Here is an 18,821-nt window from a genome sequence, read left to right as displayed (position 1 = left end):
TCTTCTCCTCAGCTACGACAGCTACGACAGGACCGGGTAAGGACCGTATCCATCGTATGTGCGAGGGGAAGACGCCCGGGGACGGCTGTGATGAATCAGTCAAATCGGGCAGCGAGGAGGACTAGGTCCTCCCTTTCTTCCGACTTGCGGCCCCCGGCGGCGGAGGGTGCGGCGGCCGAGGTGCGCGCGGGGGACGCCGCGGGTACCGGGCCGCCCAGCGCCGGGTCCCCTTCGGGCAGGACCGCGCGCAGGACGTGGTCGCACAACGCCGCAGGGTCGTCGCGGACTCCGCGGGGGGCTCCCGCCGCAGCGGCGTGCAGCCGTGCGTAGGCCCGGTCCATCGGCTCGCCGATGCGGCGCAGCAGCCCGTCGGTGTACAGCAGCACCGTTTCTCCTGGTGCAGGCTCGATCTCCACGCTGGGCGCCTCCCAACAGGACAGCATTCCGAGGGGTGCGGAGAGCGAGGTCTCCACGTACTCGGTGCGCCGCTCCCCGGTCACCAGTGGCGGCGTGTGCCCCGCCCCCGCCAGGAGGATCTTGCGCCGGGCGGGCTCGCAGTAGGCGAAGAGCGCGGTCGCGCAGCGCGCCGGCTCGGTGAGGCGCAGCAACAGTTCGAGGTCGGACAGGACCGCGACCGGATCCTCGCCCTCCATCACGGCGTACGCCCGCAGGGAAGCCCGCAGCCGGCCCATGGCGGCGAGGGCGCTGGGGCCCGCGCCGGTGACGGAGCCGACCGCCAGCCCCAGGGCGCCCTCCGGCAGCGGGAGCGCGTCGTACCACTCGCCGCCGCCGCGCGGCCCGGGGTGGTGGCGGGCGGCGAGCTGGACGCCGGGGATCCGGGGGAGCCTGCTGGGCAGCAGTTCCTCGGCGACCGTGGCGAGGCGGCTGCGGGACCGTTCCACCTCCAGCATCCGGGCCAGGTGCTCGGCGGCGTGGCGGACGTAGAGGCCGACGACGTCGCGCTGGCGGTCGCTCGGCTCGGCGGGCTCGTCGTACAGCCAGACGGCGGCGCCGAGTCGACCGGTGGCCTCGGCGGTGAGGGGCAGGGCGTAGCTGGCGGCGTAGCCGAGCCGGGTGGCGACCTCGCGGTGCCGGGGGTCGACGGGAGCTCCGTACCCGCCGATGCCGGGGGCGGCGTCGGGATCGGGAAGGACCTCGGAGCCGCCGCGTGCGTCGGGGAGCCCGTCCAGGATGCGGCCGTACGAGGTCGCGGAGCGCGGGACGGTCTCGATGTGCCCGAGGTCGGCGCGGCCGAGGCCGAGGCCGATGGTGGTCGTGGGACCGAGTCCGTCGGAGGGTTCCAGGACGATCAGGCCGCGGCGGGCACCGACGAGTGCGGCTCCGGCGCGCAGGAATTCCTGGAGGGAGGACTCCAGCTCACTGGCGCGGGCGAGGCGTTCGGTGAGTTCGTGGAGGGTGGTCAGGTCGGAGACCATGCCTGCGAGGCGGTCCTGGATGAGGGTGTTGGGCGCGGGGGCCTCGGCGGGGACGGGGGAGGTCAGGACGGGTGTGGATGCCGTAGTGTGCGGGACCGCTGCAACTGCTGGATCCATTCCAGCCACTTTCGGCAGATGCGGGGCGCTCATGGCGTCCGCCTTTCCACCTGGTGCGATTCGCCATATAGCATCGCAAACCCCCAGATCGTGCTGCGCCGCCATCAATGAATCCACATCTACACGCACACGAGGATCGATGTCCAGCATTGTCCGGCTGGGAATCCTGGTGTCCGTGAGACGGCAACTCACGGTCCAGCCAGGGCTAGAACTTGGCTGGAAAAAGCGGGAAGCGGACGGTTTTTGCGATCGACTGAGCGGGCGCCGAAGTGGCCTCGGGTACGTACTCAGTGATGCCCGGGGGCAGTTGGTGCAGCCCGGCATCCGCCGGGAACCGCCCGGCAGGGGCCGTCGTCCTTAGCGGCGGCAGCCGGTCTCGGTGCCGGCGCGGGTCGCGTTCCGCCCCGCCGGACGTTTCATGGACCCGTAAGAAAACTGCACGAACCGTGTGAACCTGCTTCTGGCGGACAGTGACGCGAAACGTGTACGTGTGGTGAGGCACCGCTTACATGGTGTGATGTGGCCCTCGGCGTTCAAGGAAAGGAACGAGCGCTCATGCGCGAGATCCTCGGAAGGCGTCTCCAGCGGCTCCGCAACCGCCTGAAAACCCTCCGGCCCGCCCCGGCCCAGAGCGGCGACCAGGCATTTCCCGGCGCGACGCTCCCCGGCGCGACGCTCCCCGACACGACGCTCCCCGACCCGGCACTGCGCGACGCGGCGCTGGCCTGTGCCACCGGGCGGCGGTGGCCCGTCCTCCCGGGCATCGGCCGCTGCGGACCCGACGCCGCCGACCGCTGTGCCTGCCCCGATCCCGACTGCCCCGTCCCCGGCGCCCACCCCTTCGACCCGGGACTGCTCGCGGCCACCACCGACCCCCGGATGGTGGCCTGGTGGTGGACCGTCCGCCCCGCCGCCCCCGTCCTGCTCGCCACCGGCGGCTCCGCGCCGTGCGCGGTGAGCCTGCCCGCCGCCGCGGCCGCGCAGGCCGTCGTACGGCTGGAGGCGCAGGGGCTGCGGCTCGGCCCGATCGTGGCCACGCCCACGCGCTGGTCGCTGCTGGTGGCGCCGTACTCGCTGGAACGGCTCGGCGAACTCCTCTACGCCAAGGACCACGTCCCTTCCGCGCTGCGCTTCCACGGCGAGGGCGGCTATCTCCTGCTCCCGCCCTCCCCCTCGTGCGGCGGCGTACAGGTGTGGTGGGAGCGGGAGCCCGCAGGCTCCGGGAGCCCGTGGCTGCCGGAGGTCGAGGCCGTGGTGGACGCGTTGGTCGAGGCGAGCAGCGGGGCCTCCGGCGGCGGCAGCCGGCTCGCCTATTGACGGCGGGCTGTCGGGGAACGGACTCCGTCAGCCGTAGTTGAGGTCCGGTAGCCGAGGTCCGGCAGCCGGGCTCCTGCCGGGGCCCGGGCGGGGGCGGTTCCACCGGCACGGCCCTTCACTCGTACGGGTGTCGATGCGACGCGTTTCCAAGGGAATTGGGCGCGGGGATCTCCGGGGCCCATTCCCACGTCGCTATCTTCGCCGAATGAATCTCCGCTTGATCGGTATCGGCGCCGGTGTGCTGATCATCTTGTCACTCCCGCTGGCCGGAGCGATCGCCGGACCGGATTTCGCCGGTCAGGACGACGGAAAAGGCGGCGGGCTCCTCTCCGCCCTCGGGTTTGCCGATCCGCCGTCGGGCCCGTCCCGTACGCCGTCGCCCTCGACCGCACGGTCCGGTGCGGCGGGCGAAGGCGGGTCGGGGCAGGGCGCATCGGCCCGGCCGGGTCCGTCGCAGCAGCCGCGTACGGACTCCCGGTGCGGCCCCGAACTCTCGTCGGCCCAGGGGCTGGAGGCGCAGACCTGTGTCCTGAGCGCCGACGGGCGGACCTGGGGCCGCAGCTACTTCCGCAACACCGGCGGCCGCGCTCTGGACGCCGTGCTGACGCTCATGGGGCCCGCCGGGCGGACGGTGCAGATCCGCTGCGTGGTCGGCGCGGGGGACGAGCCCGGCCTGTGCGAGACGCCGCGGGAGGCCTCGGCCGGACCCCAGGACGGCTACTCGGCCGTTGCGGAGTTTGCAGTTCCGGGTGAGGAAGGGCGGCTGCTGCTGCGGTCCGGGAGCAACTCACCGACAGCGGACAAGGGTTGAGCCGCCCGGGAAATGGAAGGGCCCGGTCGCTGGCGACGGGGGATGCACCAGCGACCGGGCTACAAGAACGGTAACAAGAGATCGCCTGTTCGCAAATTCGATCTCTGATATTCAGACACCGATTTGCAGACGATTAGCGGGAGTTGTGACCGCGGTCACCGCTCCTGCGGGCGCCGCGACGATCAGCTGAGCGTGATCTGGCGGTTGGTGAGCCCGCCACGGGCCCGGCGCTCCTCCGTGGTCAGCGGCACGTCCGACGCCAGCGCCGTGGCCAGGCGCTCTGCGAATTCGGCGGCCGGCTTCTCCACGTCGTCGGCGGTCATGCCGGTGGGCAGGTCCCAGACCGGGACCACCAGGCCGTGCGCCCGGAAGGAGCCGACCAGCTTGGTGCCCTCGCCGAGTGAGGAGGCGCCCGCCGCGTGCAGCCGGGCCAGGGCGTCGAGCAGCTTCTCCTCGGCGTGCGGCATGACCCAGCGCAGGTGGTTCTTGTCCGGGGTCTCGCACCAGTAGGCCGCTTCCACGCTCGCCAGCTTGACCGTGGGGATGGCGGCGGCGTTGGCGCGCTCCAGCGAGGCGGCGATCTCCGGGGATGCGTTCTGGGCCGTCTCCGCATCCGGAATCCAGAATTCGAAGCCGCTGTGCACAACCGGCTCGAAAACGCCGTCCGTGTCCAGGAGATCCTGAAGTCGCGGACCCTCGGCGGGGACCCGGCGGGCCGGGACCGGATTGCCCGGTTCCGTGGTCAGGGCGCGCTCCAGGGTGTCGGCCATGTCCCGGGCGAGGTCCCCGGTGGTCGAGTCGTTCTGCAGGGCGAGCAGGACGGAGCCGTCCTCGCGGCGCAGCGCCGGCCAGGCCATGGGCAGTACGGTCACCAGGGTGACGGAGGGGACGCCCTCGGGCAGGCCGCCCCTGAGCGTCAGCGGGATGGTGGCCGCCGGCACGAGCTCGCGCAGAGCCACCCAGTCGCATTCGCCGGGCAGGCCCTCGAAGGGGCGCTGCACGTGCGCGGTGGCGGCGTGCGCGGCGGCCGCGCCGTGGCAGGCCTTGTAGCGGCGCCCGGATCCGCAGGGGCAGGGCTCCCGCGCGCCCACCACCGGGATCTCCCCGTTCTGGAGCTGCGGCTTTGCAGTCTTGGCTGCGGGGCGCTTCTTGGCCATCGTGGGTGTCTCCCGTTTGCGGCGGTACGGCTGTTGCGTCTGGGCCGAGCCTAGCCGTTCCTATCGCCGCAACCGGTGGAGTGCGGCCGGGAGCGCGGGCGGTGTGCGTTCCGCGTCGGTCGCGCGTAGGGATGCTGTTCTGATGGTCGTACCGATGGCTGCTGATGCGAGCGCCGCAGTCGGAACGGTCGCCGCGGTCGGGTCGGTCGAGGTCGGTCAGGATCCGTGTCCGGGATCGGTGTCCGGGATCCGTGTCCGGGATCCGGGTTCACGGTTCCCCGGGTCACGGAGCCCGGAGTCAGGGCTCGAAATCGTCGAAGGCGGCGCTGAAGTCGAGGACCGGGGGCGCAACGCGCGTAGCAAAATCCGCATGACGGGGCCCGCATGCGACGATCACCCAGACGGTGACCTCGCCCGCCGCTCCGTCCCGGACCCCCCAGTCCTGTGCGAGGGCGCTGATGATGTTCAGCCCCCGACCGCCGTGCGCGGTGACGGAGGGCGTGGCCGGAACCGGGCGGGTGGGACCGCCCCCGTCCGTGACCTCGACCGTCAGTCGCCCCGCCATGTCGATGCGCCACGCGGCGCGTACCTCTCCGTCGCCGATCTCCCCCGCGCCCAGCGGTCTGCCGTGCCGGCAGGCGTTGCTGAGCAGTTCGGAAAGGATCAATACGGCGTCGTCCACGACCGATTCGGACACCCCGCTGATGCGCAACTGCTCGCGCATCCGGTGCCGCGCCTCGCCTACGCCCGCAGGACCATGGCGTACGTCCATGCACGACGACGTGGGCACTTCTTGTGCCACCACCAACGCCACCCCCGGAACCTCCTTAGCCCCACGCCATCGTCTGGATGCCCCAACGGCCCGGACCGGAAACCGACGAACCGGAGCCCTCTGACGCATTCATGACCATCGACTCCGGAGCGAATGCGCCGGGGCACACCCTGTCACCAACGGGTCCCGCGGGGCGGCTGGGCAAAAGGGGACGTCAGCGTCCGAGTTGTGACAGAACCTGTCGCGGTCTGTTCGTGATGATCGCTTCCACACCCAGATCAGCGCAGAGCTGAACGTCCTCGGGTTCGTTTACGGTCCACACGTGCACGGAGTGGCCCGCATCCTGCAGCCTGCGGATGTAGCCGGGGTTGTTGCGCACGATCCTCATGCCCGGGCCCGCGATCCGCACGCCGGCCGGGAGCCGCCCGTCGCGCATCCGCGGGGACACGAACTGCATCAGGTAGACGGTCGGGATCGTCGGCGCGGCGGCCCGCACCCGGTGCAGGGAACGGGCGGAGAAGCTCATGACGCGGACCGGGTGCGGACCCTCTGCGGGCGGCGTGTCCAGGCCGAACCGCTTGAGGAGGAAGAGGAGGCGCTCCTCCACCTGTCCGGCCCAGCGGGTCGGGTGCTTCGTCTCGACCGCGAGCGGTATGGGTCGCCCGGCGTCGGAGACCAGCTCCAGCAGTCGCTCCAGGGTGAGGACCGCGGTCCGCTCGGGGTCGGCGTCCCAGTCGGGGGACTCCTCGCGGTCCTTCCACGAGCCGAAGTCGAGGGCCGCGAGATCGGCCAGTTCCAGGGCGGAGACGGCGCCGCGGCCGTTGGAGGTGCGGTTGACCCGGCGGTCGTGGACCAGCACCAGATGGCCGTCGGCGGTGAGCCGGACGTCGCATTCCAGGGCGTCCGCGCCGTCCTCGATGGCCCTGCGGTAGGCGGCCAGCGTGTGCTCGGGGGCATCTTCCGAAGCGCCGCGGTGGGCGACGACCTGGATCGGGTGCGGCGTAACGTGGGTCACCGGGTCATGGTGCCACCGGGGAGGCTCTGGACGGAGGGCTTCGGCCGCGGGGGTGTGACCGAAATGCCAGACATAAAGAATGGGGTGACGCACAGGTCCGGCTTACAGTGCTCTGACGGGTGATGGGGAACGCTTTCCCCAGGAACTTGTACGGCACGTCGAACGTTCAGTCGGGCCGGAACGTCAGTTGTGTGTAGCCGTGTGTGACGAGGAGAGAGCGCTGTGAGCACCGAGAACGAGGGAACCGCGGCCCCGACGCCCCCCGCGGCCCCGTCGGCACACCCGGTGGCCGCTCCCGGTTCCGCTGCCCACTCGGAGCCGGCGGCTGCGCCGGCCCCGCCCCAGGCCCCCGCCAGCGCCGGCGCGGACGCTCCTACGGCCACCGTCCCTCCGGTTCCGGCGACCGCCCCGGCCCCGGCCCCGGCTCCGGCCGCGACCGAGCGCGCCGCGGCCGCGGCGCCCGCCGCCTTCCCCGCCGAGCCCGTGACCCAGCAGCTGCCGCCGACGCCGGCGCCCGGCACCGAGCCCCCCCAGCACATCCCGCCCGCCCCACACCAGGCTCCGGCGCCGGGGTACGCACAGCCCGCCGCGCCGCACGGCGCACCGCACCCCGCCCCGGCTCCCGCCGCCGCTGCGTACGGCGCCGAGGGCTGGCCTCCCGCGCCGCCGGCGGTCCCGGCGTACGGCGCGGGCGGCGGCCACGGCACCGGCTGGGGCGCCCCCCTGGCCGACGGCGTCCCCCCGGCCAAGCCGAAGGGCCGCGGCGGCTTGATCGCCGCCGTGCTCGTGGCGGCCCTGCTCGCGGGCGGCGTCGGCGGCGGCCTCGGCTACTGGGCGGCGGAGCGCAAGAGCGACGGTTTCGGCTCGACGACGATCACCGCCGGCAACACGCCGAAGGACCTCAAGCGCGAACCCGGCTCCATCGCCGGTTTGGCCGCGACCGCGCTGCCCAGCGTCGTCACCATCCAGGCCTCCGCGGGCGACGGCGAGGGCGGCACCGGCACCGGATTCGTCTACGACCAGCAGGGGCACATCCTCACCAACAACCACGTGGTGGCCTCCGCCGCGAACGGCGGCAAGGTCTCCGCGACGTTCTCCGACGGCAAGAAGTTCGAGGCCGAGGTCGTGGGCCGGGCCCAGGGCTACGACGTGGCCGTGCTCAAGCTGAAGAACCCGCCGTCCGGCCTCAAGCCGCTGCCGCTCGGCGACTCCGACAAGGTCGCGGTCGGTGACCCGACCATTGCGATCGGCGCCCCCTTCGGCCTGTCCAACACGGTCACCACCGGCATCGTCAGCGCCAAGGACCGCCCGGTGGCCTCGGGTGACGGCTCCGGCAGCAAGAACTCGTACATGAGCGCCCTGCAGACGGACGCCTCGATCAACCCCGGCAACTCGGGCGGTCCGCTGCTCGACGGTCGTGGCGCGGTCATCGGCATCAACTCCGCCATCCAGTCCGCCGGCGGCGGCGGTTTCGGCGGCGGCCAGGCCGGTTCGATCGGCCTCGGCTTCGCCATTCCGATCAACCAGGCGAAGAACGTCGCCGAGTCGCTGATCAAGACGGGCAAGCCGGTCTACCCGGTCATCTCCGTCTCCGTGGACCTCCAGTCCAAGGTCGACGGCGCCAAGATTTCCGAGCAGGGCGCGCCGGCCAACGAGCTGGTCGACCCCAACGGCCCGGCAGGCAAGGCCGGCCTCCAGCCCGGTGACATCATCACCCGCTTCGGCGACCGACCGATCGACAGCGGCCCGACCCTCATCAGCGAGATTTGGACGCACAAGCCGGGCGACGTCGTGAAACTGACCTACCTGCGCAACGGCAAGCCGAACACCGTGGACATCACCCTCGGCTCGCGCGTCGGCGACAAGTAGCACCGGCAGCCACGGCCGGCAGCCACGGCCGGCAGCCACGGCCGGCAGCCACGGCCGGCAGCCACGGCCGGCAGCTACGGCCGGCAGCCGCACGGCCGGGCCGCCGGTCAGGTCTGCTGGCTGGAACGGCGAGGGGCCGCGGGCGGGATTCCGCCTACGGCCCCTCCCAACGTCCGCTTATGCTTCCGGTGTGTTCGATTCGCGGCACATACGTACATTCCACGAAGTCGTGGCCTCCGGTTCCTACTCGGCGGCCGCGCGCGCCCTCGGGTACACGCAGCCCGCGATCACCCAACAGATGAAGGCGCTCGAACGCGCCGTCGGCACGCCACTGTTCACCCGGGTCGGCCGCCGGATGCAGCTCACCGAGGCCGGAAAATCCCTGGCCCGGCACGCCGAGTCCATCCTCGGCAGTCTCTCCGCCGCCGAAGCCCAGATGAAGGCGCACGCCCGTCTGCGCACCGGGCGGGTACGCCTGTGCGGCTTCCCCAGCGCCAACGCCACCCTCGTTCCCGAGGCCCTGAGCAGCCTGGCCAAGGACCACCCGGGCATCCAGGTCGAGCTGCTGGACGGGGAGCCCCCGGAATCGCTGCAGCGGCTGGAACGCGGGCAGTGCGACATCACCCTGGCTTTCACCTACCCGGGGCTGCACGAGGAGGTTCCCGAGGAGGTCGTCGAGGTCAGGCTGCTGGAGGACCAGCTCACCGTCCTGCTCCCGAACGGGCACCAACTAGCCCGGCGCCGGGCCGTGCACCTGGCCGATCTCGCAGAGGAGCGGTGGATCGCGGGCTGCCCGCGCTGCCGTGCCAACCTGCTGCACGAGTGCTCCGAGCTGGGCTTCGTCCCCGACATCAGGTTCGCCTCGGACGACAACCTGGTGGTGCAGAGCATGGTCGGGCAGGGGCTCGGCGTGGCGATGATGCCCGCCTTGGTGCTGCCCTCCCTCTCCCTGACCCGGGTCTGTGGGCGGCCGCTCCAGCCGGACGCGCGCCGGCACATCTCGGCGTACGTGTACCGCGACCACCTGCGAATACCGGCGACGGCCGTGGTGCTGGACGCGCTCAAGCTGGTGGCCTCGAACCGTGTCGGCTGCTGACCCTGCTGATCTCCACCACTGCAATCCATAAGCGCTGCTTGCAGTTTCAGGTGAAAACTGTCGTTGGACGTGATGGGTGAGCTGTTCGACGCTGCCCCTATGACCACCACGACGCCGGCCCGTACGACTGCGAGGATGGCCGCCCTCGTCCAGGAGATCCGCACGGTCGTGGACCGGGGGCTCGCCCCCGACCTGACCGCCTACCTCGTCGGCGAACGACTCGCCCCGCACCTGAGCACGCCCGACCTGCTCATGCCCGAGCAGTGCGAGGGCAGCCCCGACCGGTATCGGCAGCACGTCCTGCACGCGGAGCCGGACGGCAGCTTCTCCGTGGTGGCGCTGGTGTGGCTGCCCGGTCAGGAGACCGCGATCCACGACCACGTCTCCTGGTGCGTGGCCGGCGTGCACGAGGGTGAGGAGAGCGAGCTCCGCTACCGGCTCGCACCCGCCACCGCGACGTCCGGCGCCCGGCTGGTGGCCACCGAGGCCGTGGTCAACGGGGTCGGTGACGTCTGCGGGTTCGCCCCGCCCGGCGACATCCACAAGGTGCGCAACTCCTGTACCACCAAGGCGATATCGATCCACGTCTACGGAGCCGACGTCGTCCGACTGGGCAGCAGCGTGCGCCGCGTCTACACGCTCCCCGCCGACTGATGGCGCTGCTCAACCGCCCGGTGCGCCCGGCGGGAAGCGCACCGGCGCGCCCGGTTTCACGTGAAACATCTTCTTCCTGGCCGGGATTGGGGCTGGCGGCCGTCGGCGTCGCCCTGGCGTGGTGCATACACCGGCTGCTGCCCGGGATCCCGATGCTGACCGCATCGGTGGTGCTGGGCATCGGGGCGGCCCACCTCCCCGGCCTGCGGGACACCGTGCGCGGGGTCGCCCGCCCGGGCCTCTCGTTGGCCGGGCGGCGGCTGATGCGGATCGGCATCGTGCTGCTCGGCCTGGGCCTGGGCCTGGAACAGGTCCTCGGACTGGGCTGGGCCACCGTGGCCATGGTGGCGGGCGTGGTCGCGGCGACCTTCGTCGGAACGCTCTGGCTGGGCCGGCGGCTCGGCCTGCCGGGCGACCAGCCGCTGCTGATCGCCACCGGCTACTCGATCTGCGGTGCCTCGGCGATCGGTGCAGTGAGCCAGGTGTCCGGCAGCGACGAGGAGGACGTGGCCGCCTCGGCCGCGCTGGTGACCCTGTGCGGCACGCTGGCCATCGCCGTCCTCCCGCTGCTCCAGGATCCGCTCGGGCTCTCCGACGTGGCGTTCGGGCGTTGGGTCGGCGCGAGCGTCCACGACGTCGGACAGGTGGTGGCGACCGCGCAGACCGCGGGACCCGGCTCGCTCGGGGAAGCCGTCGTGGTCAAGCTGATGCGGGTGGCGCTGCTCGCTCCGCTGGTGGCGGCCGTGGCCTTCGCGCTGCGGGCCCGGCGTCGGGGCGAGCGCACGGCTTCCGGGCGCCGCCCGGCTCCCGTGCCGCTGTTCGTAGCCGGTTTCCTGGCCGCGGTCGCCCTGCGCGCCACTGGTGTGCTGCCCGAGGCTGCCCTGGAGTGGGCGCACACGCTGCAGGAACTCCTGCTGGCCACCGCCCTGTTCGGGCTCGGCAGCGCGGTGGACCTCCGCTCCATGGCCCGGACCGGCGGGCGGGCCGCCGTGTTGGGGCTCGGGGCGTGGCTGGTAGTGGCCGGGGTTTCGTACGCGGGCGTGCTGATGACCGTATGAGGGAAGGGATGGTGAGGGGCGGGAGGTGCGGACGAGCGGCCCCAGGGGCGGGAGTTGGCCAAATCCTGGCCTGAACCGACCGAACGTTCCAGCCGTCTCCTGACTTCTCGTGCCGCGCGTGCGACCCTGCGGCCGATCCGCACCGACAGCTCTTCACCCCCACCCTGTCCGGTTCGACGGGACCGGGCACGGCAGAAGGAGTCATGCGTGAATCGTCATCGCACGGCAGCATCGGTCCTCCTGGCGGCAGGCGCCCTGATCGCAGGCGCCCTGACGGCGGCCACCCCCTCCGCCGCCGCCGAATCCCCGGCCTCGTTCCGGCAGCAGCACACCCCGGGCTTCTGGACCGCCGAGCGGATGCGCAGCGCCGTCCCGCTGGACGTGGCGGCGGTGCCGGGGGCCGGCCGGACGCCGGTCACGACCGCGGACCGGCCCACGCTGATCGCTCCGACCCCCGCCTCCGCCTCCGCCCCGGTTTCCGTCCCCGCCTCCACCGCGGTGTCCCCGACGGCCTTCCCGCAGGCGGGAGGTGCCTGGACGGGCGGCGGCGCCGTGGTGAAGACCTCCGGCCGTGTCTTCTTCACCCTCGGCGACCGGACCGCATCCTGCTCCGGTGACTCCGTCACCAGCGCCAACGGCAGCACGGTGATGACCGCCGGCCACTGCGTGAAGTACCAGGGCGCCTGGCACACCAACTGGGTCTTCGTGCCGGCGTACGACAACGGCAACGCGCCCTACGGCCAGTGGCCGGCCACCAAGACCTTCGCGACGGACCAGTGGGCCGCCAGCGAGGACATGAACATGGACGTCGGCCTCGCGGTCGTCGCCCCGCAGAACGGCCAGAAGCTCAGCCAGGTCGTCGGCGCCCAGGGCATCCTCTTCAACGGCGGGTACAACAAGCGGATGTACTCCTTCGGCTTCCCGGCCGCATCGCCGTACGACGGCAGCAAGCTGGTCTACTGCAGCGGCAACAGTGGCAGGGACTTCCTGCTGACCAAGGACCACAGCCTGGCCTGCAACATGACCGGCGGTTCCAGCGGTGGCCCCTGGTTCCAGGACTTCAACGAGACCACGGGCCTGGGCACCCAGGTCTCGGTGAACAGCTTCGGCTACGTCTTCCTCCCGAACCGGATGTTCGGCCCGTACTTCGGCAACGAGGCGAAGGCCGCCTACGACAAGGCGCAGAATTCCTGACGCCACCGCCTCCCACCTCCCGGTACTCTGTACCGGCCAGGTGGGTTGCCCGAGCGGCCTAAGGGAACGGTCTTGAAAACCGTCGTGGCGCAAGTCACCGTGGGTTCAAATCCCACACCCACCGCACCAGGTCAGACAACGCGCTGATCAGAAGGGGCGTCCCGGGTTTCCGGGGCGCCCCTTTCCCATTGGGTCCTTCGGGTGGTGTTTGTCGGACGATCGGCGCGGGCCGCGGGAGCCCTGCGGTTGCGGACACATCATGACGAATGTATGCAGATCCGCCCGTCGGAACAGTGCGAAGCGAGGCAGTTCGTCATGGCTCAGCGCATCACCTTCACCTCCGTCTGGACCGTTGTGGTCACCGCGCTCGCCGCGCTGTTCGCCGTCCTCGGGCTCCGCGCCAAGGCCGCCGCGCCGGCCGTTTCCGTCGGTGAGGCTCCCTCCTGGTGCAGGCCCGTGGAGGTGTGCCGACCGGCCGCGTGGGGTCGGCGGGCGGTGGTGCGGAGCGGGGCGCTGCCGCCGACCATCAAGCAGCGGATCCGCGCCGAGGCGCACGGGAGTACCCCGTCCGTCCGCCGCTCGGCTGCCGGTGTCACCGCCGGGAGCGGTGAGGGCGTCCGCGCCGGGTCTGCTGCCCGTGGTGCTGCCGCCGAGGCAGATGCTGTTGCCGCGGGTGAGGCGCGGACTCGGCTCGCGCTCGCCGCTTAGGCGGGCCGCCACGTCGAGTGGCGTGCCGAGGGCGGGTGAGGGGCGCGCAGGGGGTTTATCCGCTGCTGCTCATGCCTGCGGGGGAATCGGGGGCTCCGGGGTGGTTCGCCGGGAATCCGGTGGGCAACTGTGGTCTCGCGACGTCCGCACCATGCACAACGTCCGAGGCGGTCGGCCAACTGCCGCGGAGCACCTCCGACCCAGGTACCAGGGGGAATCACGAACATGGCAAGCACCCGTACCGCCCGCGTCCTCGCCGCCGTCGCCTCGTTCCCGCTCGTCGCCGCGCTCTGCGGCGGGGTGGCATCGGCCGACAGCGGCGCCTTCGGGAACGACGGATCCAACGCGGGTGTCGCCGGCATCGTCGGCAGCGGTGCGGGCGGGAGCAACCTCGGCAACTCGTCCACGTCCCAGCAGGTCGCCACCGGCTCCGGCGCCTCCAATCAGAGCAATTCCGTGCAGGTCAACGGCTCGGTCCCGGCCGGAATCCAGCAGGCCAACTCCAACGTGGCGGTCTACTTCCTCCCGATGCCGTAGCTGCTGCACGCACCCGTTCCGCGCACTGGGGGCGCCCGTACGACCGGACCGGCCGGGGTCCCCGGTCGTGCGGACGCCCTCTTCTCCGTGCCGGTGCCCGTCGGGGTCCTGGCGGGCGGCCGCTGCCGTCGACGACCTTGACATCCCGCGCATAACTGACGGACAGTCAGATTCACATCGACGATGTGACGCCGGGAGGCCTGCGCCGTGCACCTCGCCCCGACCGAAGGCCAGTTGCGGCTCCGCGCCGAACTGCGCGCGTACTTCCACGACCTCCTGCCGGACGGTGTACCCGCCGACCCGGGCGCCCAGCGCGCCCTGCTGTGCCGGATCGGCGCCGACGGCCTCCTCGGCCTCGGCTGGCCCGTCGAATACGGCGGCCGGGGCCGCGGCGCCGACGAGCAGTTCGTGTTCTTCGACGAGGCCTACCGGGCCGGCGCCCCCGTTTCGATGGTCACCCTCAACACCGTGGGCCCGACCCTGATGAAGTACGGAACACCGCAGCAGAAGGACTACTTCCTGCCGCGCATCCTCCGCGGCGAGATCGTCTTCGCCGTCGGCTACTCCGAGCCCGCCGCCGGCACGGACCTGGCCTCCCTGCGCACCCGCGCCGTACGCGACGGAGCCGACTGGGTCGTCGACGGCCAGAAGGTCTTCACGTCCAACGCCCAGAACGCCGACTGGATATGGCTGGCCTGCCGCACCGATCCCGCGGCCCCCAAGCACAAGGGCATCTCGATCATCCTCGTGCCGACCGTCGCCGCCGGCTTCTCGTGGACCCCGATCGAGACGGTCGGCGGCCTGACGACCACCTCCACGTACTACGACTCGGTCCGCGTGCCCGCGGGCAACCTCGTCGGCCCCGAGCACGGCGGCTGGGGCCTGATCACCAACCAGCTCAACCACGAGCGGGTCGCCCTGGCCGCCATCGGCATGCAGGCCGAGGAGTTCTACGGCGCCGCGCTGCGGCACGCCCGCACCCCTGACCCGGTGACCGGGCAACGCCCTGCCGACCGGCCCTGGGTCCAGGCCCGGCTCGCCGAGGCCCACGCCCGGCTGGCCGCCGTACGCCTCCTCAACTGGCGCCTCGTCCAGGACGTCGGTGCGGGCACCCTGGCCCCCGGTGACGCCAGCGGCGTGAAGTTCTTCGGCACCGAGACCGCCGTCGAGGTGTACCGGATGTGCCAGGAGGTCGTGGGCGAGAGGGCCCTCGTACGGGGGGCGGGGCCCGGATCCTTCGAGGACGGCGAGCTGGAGCGGATGAACCGGGCCGCCCAGATCAACACCTTCGGCGGCGGGGTCAGCGAGGTCCAGCGGGAGATCGTCGCCATGATGCGGCTCGGCATGAAGGGGAGGAAGCGATGACCGCCACGGCGCCCGGAGGGGCGGAGGAGGCCGCAGCACAGCGGTTCCACGCGCAGCTCCTGGCCTACGAGGGCCGGCCGGCCGCCACCGCCGGGCAGGGCAAGGACCCCGTCAACGAGGCGATGATCCGTCACTGGTGCGAGGCGATGGGCGACGCCAACCCCGCCTACACGGGGCCGGACGCCATCGCCCCGCCCACCATGCTCCAGGCCTGGACGATGGGCGGGTTGTCCGGGCACACCGACCGAGCCTGCGCCTACGACGAACTGCTCGCCCTCCTCGACGGCGCAGGCTGCACCTCCGTCGTCGCCACCGACTGCGAACAGGAGTACCTGCGCCCTCTGCGGCCCGGCGACGCCGTCACCTTCGACGCCGTGATCGAGTCCGTGTCGCCGCGCAAGACGACCAGGCTGGGCCCCGGCCATTTCGTGACCACCCGCATGGACATCCGCGTCGGGGGTGAACTCGCCGGCACCCACCGCTTCCGGATCCTCAAGTACGCGCCCGCCGTCCGATCCCGGCCCACTGCATCCAGGCCGGCCGCTCCTCCGCCGGCCGCTCCTCCGCCGGCCGCTCCTCCGCCGGCCGCCCCTCCGCCGGCCGCCCCTCCGCGGGCCGCCCCTCCGCCGGCCGCCGCGCAGGCCCGGCGGCCCGACCAGCCCCCGACCCGCCGCCCCCGCCCCGTGGTCAACCGCGACAACCAGGGCTTCTGGGACGGTGTCCGGGACCACCGGCTGCTCATCCAGCGTTGCGCCTCCTGCGCGACCCTCCGCTTCCCGTGGCTCCCCGGCTGCAACGCCTGCGCGAGCCAGGAATGGGACACCGTCGAAGCCTGCGGCGAGGCCACCGTCTTCAGCTACGTCGTCGTGCACCATCCGCCGTTCCCGGCCTTCGACCCCCCGTACGCGGTCGCGCTCGTCGAACTCGCCGAGGGAGTCCGCATGATCACCAACATCACCGGTGTCCCGTACGGCGCGGTGCGCATCGGGATGCCCGTCCGGCTGGAGTTCCAGCAGGTGGACGAGGACCTGGAACTGCCGGTCTTCCGCGGCGGGACGGAGGACTGATGGACTTCCACCCCACCGAGGAGCAGGCCGCCGCCGTCGCGCTCGCCGCCCGCATCTTCCGCGACCTCGCCACCCACGAACGCCTCGCCGCGGCCGGCACGGGAACCGACGCCGAACTCTGGAAGGCCCTCGTCGGATCAGGCCTGATCGGCGCGGTGGAGGACATCGGCCTGCTCGGGCTGGTGCTGCTGCTGGAGGAGCAGGGCCGTACCACCGCACAGGTCCCGTACGCCGCCACCTGCGTGTACGGGGTCCTCCCCGTCGCCGCCCACGGCAGCGCCGAGCAGCGGGCCCGCCTGCTGCCCGCGCTGGGTACGGGCGAAGCGGTGGCCACCGGAGCCTTCCCGGACCGGGGGTGGTTCACCGCCTCGGCGGACGGCCGGCTGACCGGCACCGCTCCGGTCGTGCCGTGGCTGCGCGATGCCACCCACGTGCTGGTCCCCGATGCGGCCCGGACCCTGTGGCTGGTGCGGACGGACGTGCCCGGTGTGGAGACCGCGCCCGTGGAAACGACTGCCCCCTGGGCCGCCGGGCGGCTCTGCCTGGCCGGGGCCGAGGCCGAACCGCTCGGGCCGTCCCCCGCTGCGGGAGGGCAGCCCTACGAGGCGGTCCTCGCCACCGCCCGCACCGCATTCGCGGGCCTGCAGGCGGGCGTCTGCGCAGGTGCCGTGGCCCGCGCGGCCGAGTACACCTCCAGCCGCGAACAGTTCGGCCGGCCGCTCTCCACGAACCAGGGGGTGATGCTGCGCGCGGCCGACGCGCACATGGACACGGAGGCGATCCGTGTCACCGCCTACGAGGCGGCCTGGCGCATCGACCAAGGGCTCCCGGCGCACGAGCACGCCCTGACAGCGGCCTGGTGGGCCTCGGAGGCGGGCAAGCGGGTCGTCCACGCGGGCCAGCACCTGCACGGCGGGACCGGCGCCGACCTGGACCATCCCGTCCACCGGCACTTCCTGTGGGGTCGCCAGCTCGACGCCCATCTCGGTTGCGGCAGCGAGCTGCTGGCCGAGCTCGGTGCGCTCGTGTCCCGGCCGTCCACACCACCCGAGGGGGAAGACGCATGAACGTGGGCGACAGATTGCCGCCGCTGAAGATCCCGATCACCCGCACGCTCATCGTCGCGGGTGCGATCGCCTCCCGGGACTACCAGGACGTGCACCACGATGCGGAGCTCGCGCGCGAGAAGGGCTCCCCGGACATCTTCATGAACATCCTCACCACGAACGGGCTGGTCGGCCGGTACATCACCGACCACCTGGGCCCCCGGGCCGTCCTGCGCAGGGTGGCCATCCGGCTGGGTGCGCCGAACCACCCGGGCGACACCATGACCCTCACCGGCACCGTCACCGCCCTGGACGGGGACACGGCCGAGATCCGCGTGGCCGGGGCCAACGGCATCGGCCACCACGTCACCGGCACCGTCACCGTGACCCTGCCCGCCCCGGGAGGCACGGCATGAGCGTGCGGAACCGGGACGGGCTGGGCGGCCGCGCCGCCATCGCCGGCATCGGTGCGACGGAGTTCTCCAAGGACTCCGGCCGCAGCGAGCTGCGGCTCGCCGTCGAGGCCGTGCACGCGGCCCTCGACGACGCCGGGCTCACCCCCGCCGACGTCGACGGCATGGTCACCTTCACCATGGACACCAGCCCCGAGATCACGGTCGCGCAGGCCGCCGGGATGGGGGACCTCTCCTTCTTCTCGCGCATCCACTACGGCGGCGGCGCGGCCTGCGCCACCGTCCAGCAGGCCGCCCTCGCCGTCGCCACCGGCGTCGCCGAGGTCGTGGTCTGCTACCGCGCCTTCAACGAGCGCTCGGGCCGCCGCTTCGGCTCCGGCGTGCAGCAGCGCGAACCCTCGGCGGAGGGAGCCGCCCTGGGCTGGTCGCTGCCCTGGGGGCTGCTCACCCCGGCCTCCTGGGTGGCCATGGCCGCCCAGCGGTACCTGTACGCCTACCACCTCACCCCCGAGGTCTTCGGCCATGTCGCCGTCAGCGGCCGCCGGTACGCCGCCAGCAACCCCGCCGCCTGGTTCCACGGCCGGCCCATCACCCTCGCCGAGCACGCCGCCTCGCGCTGGATCGTCGAGCCCCTGCGACTGCTGGACTGCTGCCAGGAGACCGACGGCGGCCAGGCGATCGTCGTCACCAGTACCCGGCGCGCCCGGGACCTCCGCCACCCGCCCGCCGTGATCACTGCCGCGGCACAGGGCGCGGGCCGCCGCCAGGAGGGCATGACGTCCTTCTACCGCGACGACCTCACCGGGCTGCCCGAGATGGACGTGGTGGCCCGCCAATTGTGGCGTACCAGCGGTCTGCGCCCCTCGGACATCGACGTCGGCATCCTCTACGACCACTTCACGCCGTTCGTGCTGATGCAACTGGAGGAGTTCGGCTTCTGCAAGCCCGGCGAGGCCGCCGACTTCGTGGCCGCGGACGGGCTGCCCGTCAACACCCACGGCGGCCAGCTCGGGGAGGCGTACCTGCACGGCATGAACGGCATCGCCGAAGCCGTGCGCCAGCTGCGCGGCACCTCCGTCAACCAGGTCCGCGGGGCCGCCCACGTCCTGGTCACGGCCGGGACCGGGGTGCCGACGTCCGGGCTGGTCCTCGGGGCGGACGGCTGAGTCCCCGTGCCGGGGGGCCGCAC

General features: G+C 72.4%; 18 protein-coding genes and 1 tRNA gene. 15 read left to right on the top strand and 4 right to left on the bottom strand.

All coding sequences use genetic code 11. The features are described from left to right. Window positions 1-95 precede the first annotated feature (95 nt). Entirely contained in the window at window positions 96-1,703 is a 1,608-nt protein-coding gene (locus ACFV7Q_RS03610) for a PP2C family protein-serine/threonine phosphatase (protein ID WP_385423151.1), read from the bottom strand. Window positions 1,704-2,108: 405 nt separating this feature from the next. On the opposite strand from ACFV7Q_RS03610, the gene ACFV7Q_RS03605 reads away from it, so the two are divergent. After that, a complete protein-coding gene (locus ACFV7Q_RS03605; RefSeq protein WP_385423149.1) occupies window positions 2,109-2,870 on the top strand; it encodes a bifunctional DNA primase/polymerase in 762 nt (253 codons plus the stop codon). Between the two features lie 205 nt (window positions 2,871-3,075). Beyond that, window positions 3,076-3,681, top strand: a complete 606-nt coding sequence (locus ACFV7Q_RS03600) for a hypothetical protein (RefSeq protein ID WP_385423147.1) — start codon at window positions 3,076-3,078, stop codon at window positions 3,679-3,681. Between the two features lie 182 nt (window positions 3,682-3,863). On the opposite strand, the gene ACFV7Q_RS03595 is transcribed toward ACFV7Q_RS03600, so the two are convergent. The 3 genes from ACFV7Q_RS03595 to ACFV7Q_RS03585 all read right to left on the bottom strand — a co-directional run bounded on the left by ACFV7Q_RS03595 (window position 3,864) and on the right by ACFV7Q_RS03585 (window position 6,625). After that, a complete protein-coding gene (locus ACFV7Q_RS03595; protein WP_385423145.1) occupies window positions 3,864-4,838 on the bottom strand; it encodes a DUF5926 family protein in 975 nt (324 codons plus the stop codon). Window positions 4,839-5,136: 298 nt separating this feature from the next. Next, window positions 5,137-5,739: an ATP-binding protein gene (locus ACFV7Q_RS03590; protein WP_385423143.1), complete on the bottom strand. Its 603-nt coding sequence runs from the start codon at window positions 5,737-5,739 to the stop codon at window positions 5,137-5,139. A gap of 85 nt (window positions 5,740-5,824) precedes the next feature. Next, window positions 5,825-6,625, bottom strand: coding sequence for a glycerophosphodiester phosphodiesterase (locus ACFV7Q_RS03585; protein WP_385423141.1), 801 nt, complete (start codon window positions 6,623-6,625; stop codon window positions 5,825-5,827). A gap of 222 nt (window positions 6,626-6,847) precedes the next feature. Here ACFV7Q_RS03585 and ACFV7Q_RS03580 point away from each other — a divergent pair, with 222 nt between their 5' ends. From ACFV7Q_RS03580 to ACFV7Q_RS03520, 13 genes are all read left to right on the top strand, one after another. After that, window positions 6,848-8,494 (top strand): S1C family serine protease, encoded by a 1,647-nt coding sequence (locus tag ACFV7Q_RS03580; protein ID WP_385423139.1) that lies wholly within the window; start codon window positions 6,848-6,850, stop codon window positions 8,492-8,494. Window positions 8,495-8,684: 190 nt separating this feature from the next. Beyond that, complete coding sequence (locus ACFV7Q_RS03575; RefSeq protein WP_385423137.1) at window positions 8,685-9,590, top strand: LysR substrate-binding domain-containing protein; 906 nt, start codon at window positions 8,685-8,687, stop codon at window positions 9,588-9,590. A gap of 99 nt (window positions 9,591-9,689) precedes the next feature. Continuing rightward, window positions 9,690-10,244, top strand: a complete 555-nt coding sequence (locus ACFV7Q_RS03570) for a cysteine dioxygenase (protein WP_385423135.1) — start codon at window positions 9,690-9,692, stop codon at window positions 10,242-10,244. Then, entirely contained in the window at window positions 10,244-11,302 is a 1,059-nt protein-coding gene (locus tag ACFV7Q_RS03565) for a YeiH family protein (protein ID WP_385423133.1), read from the top strand. Before ACFV7Q_RS03570 ends, ACFV7Q_RS03565 begins: the two co-directional genes overlap by 1 nt. A 207-nt stretch (window positions 11,303-11,509) precedes the next feature. Continuing rightward, a complete protein-coding gene (locus ACFV7Q_RS03560; RefSeq protein ID WP_385423131.1) occupies window positions 11,510-12,496 on the top strand; it encodes a peptidase in 987 nt (328 codons plus the stop codon). Between the two features lie 39 nt (window positions 12,497-12,535). Beyond that, window positions 12,536-12,620: transfer RNA gene (locus ACFV7Q_RS03555), tRNA-Ser, on the top strand. A gap of 191 nt (window positions 12,621-12,811) precedes the next feature. Next, entirely contained in the window at window positions 12,812-13,204 is a 393-nt protein-coding gene (locus ACFV7Q_RS03550; protein WP_385423129.1) for a DUF6344 domain-containing protein, read from the top strand. 225 nt (window positions 13,205-13,429) lie between these two features. Beyond that, window positions 13,430-13,741 carry a hypothetical protein gene (locus ACFV7Q_RS03545; RefSeq protein ID WP_385423127.1) on the top strand — a complete coding sequence of 104 codons (312 nt, stop codon included), beginning with the start codon at window positions 13,430-13,432 and terminating at the stop codon, window positions 13,739-13,741. A gap of 207 nt (window positions 13,742-13,948) precedes the next feature. After that, window positions 13,949-15,106, top strand: a complete 1,158-nt coding sequence (locus ACFV7Q_RS03540; RefSeq protein WP_385423125.1) for an acyl-CoA dehydrogenase family protein — start codon at window positions 13,949-13,951, stop codon at window positions 15,104-15,106. Continuing rightward, window positions 15,103-16,173, top strand: a complete 1,071-nt coding sequence (locus ACFV7Q_RS03535) for a bifunctional MaoC family dehydratase N-terminal/OB-fold nucleic acid binding domain-containing protein (protein WP_385423123.1) — start codon at window positions 15,103-15,105, stop codon at window positions 16,171-16,173. Before ACFV7Q_RS03540 ends, ACFV7Q_RS03535 begins: the two co-directional genes overlap by 4 nt. Then, window positions 16,173-17,240, top strand: coding sequence for an acyl-CoA dehydrogenase family protein (locus ACFV7Q_RS03530; RefSeq protein WP_385423121.1), 1,068 nt, complete (start codon window positions 16,173-16,175; stop codon window positions 17,238-17,240). Before ACFV7Q_RS03535 ends, ACFV7Q_RS03530 begins: the two co-directional genes overlap by 1 nt. Further along, complete coding sequence (locus tag ACFV7Q_RS03525; RefSeq protein WP_385423119.1) at window positions 17,237-17,635, top strand: MaoC family dehydratase; 399 nt, start codon at window positions 17,237-17,239, stop codon at window positions 17,633-17,635. Before ACFV7Q_RS03530 ends, ACFV7Q_RS03525 begins: the two co-directional genes overlap by 4 nt. Continuing rightward, window positions 17,632-18,798 carry a lipid-transfer protein gene (locus tag ACFV7Q_RS03520; protein ID WP_385423118.1) on the top strand — a complete coding sequence of 389 codons (1,167 nt, stop codon included), beginning with the start codon at window positions 17,632-17,634 and terminating at the stop codon, window positions 18,796-18,798. The genes ACFV7Q_RS03525 and ACFV7Q_RS03520 overlap by 4 nt, the downstream gene beginning before the upstream one ends. Window positions 18,799-18,821 lie beyond the last annotated feature (23 nt).

Source organism: Streptomyces sp. NPDC059851, from assembly GCF_042732005.1.
GTDB lineage: Bacteria > Actinomycetota > Actinomycetes > Streptomycetales > Streptomycetaceae > Streptomyces.
The sequence above is the reverse complement of the archived record's forward strand: the minus strand, read 5'-3'. Positions and strand labels throughout refer to the sequence as shown.

Coding starts and splice junctions, on each gene's coding strand:
- ACFV7Q_RS03610 (WP_385423151.1), bottom strand. CDS start 1,703: ATGCTGGACATCGATCCTCGTGTGCGTGTAGATGTGGATTCATTGATG.
- ACFV7Q_RS03605 (WP_385423149.1), top strand. CDS start 2,109: ATGCGCGAGATCCTCGGAAGGCGTCTCCAGCGGCTCCGCAACCGCCTG.
- ACFV7Q_RS03600 (WP_385423147.1), top strand. CDS start 3,076: ATGAATCTCCGCTTGATCGGTATCGGCGCCGGTGTGCTGATCATCTTG.
- ACFV7Q_RS03595 (WP_385423145.1), bottom strand. CDS start 4,838: ATGGCCAAGAAGCGCCCCGCAGCCAAGACTGCAAAGCCGCAGCTCCAG.
- ACFV7Q_RS03590 (WP_385423143.1), bottom strand. CDS start 5,739: ATGCGTCAGAGGGCTCCGGTTCGTCGGTTTCCGGTCCGGGCCGTTGGG.
- ACFV7Q_RS03570 (WP_385423135.1), top strand. CDS start 9,690: ATGACCACCACGACGCCGGCCCGTACGACTGCGAGGATGGCCGCCCTC.
- ACFV7Q_RS03565 (WP_385423133.1), top strand. CDS start 10,244: ATGGCGCTGCTCAACCGCCCGGTGCGCCCGGCGGGAAGCGCACCGGCG.
- ACFV7Q_RS03550 (WP_385423129.1), top strand. CDS start 12,812: ATGGCTCAGCGCATCACCTTCACCTCCGTCTGGACCGTTGTGGTCACC.
- ACFV7Q_RS03545 (WP_385423127.1), top strand. CDS start 13,430: ATGGCAAGCACCCGTACCGCCCGCGTCCTCGCCGCCGTCGCCTCGTTC.
- ACFV7Q_RS03535 (WP_385423123.1), top strand. CDS start 15,103: ATGACCGCCACGGCGCCCGGAGGGGCGGAGGAGGCCGCAGCACAGCGG.
- ACFV7Q_RS03530 (WP_385423121.1), top strand. CDS start 16,173: ATGGACTTCCACCCCACCGAGGAGCAGGCCGCCGCCGTCGCGCTCGCC.
- ACFV7Q_RS03525 (WP_385423119.1), top strand. CDS start 17,237: ATGAACGTGGGCGACAGATTGCCGCCGCTGAAGATCCCGATCACCCGC.
- ACFV7Q_RS03520 (WP_385423118.1), top strand. CDS start 17,632: ATGAGCGTGCGGAACCGGGACGGGCTGGGCGGCCGCGCCGCCATCGCC.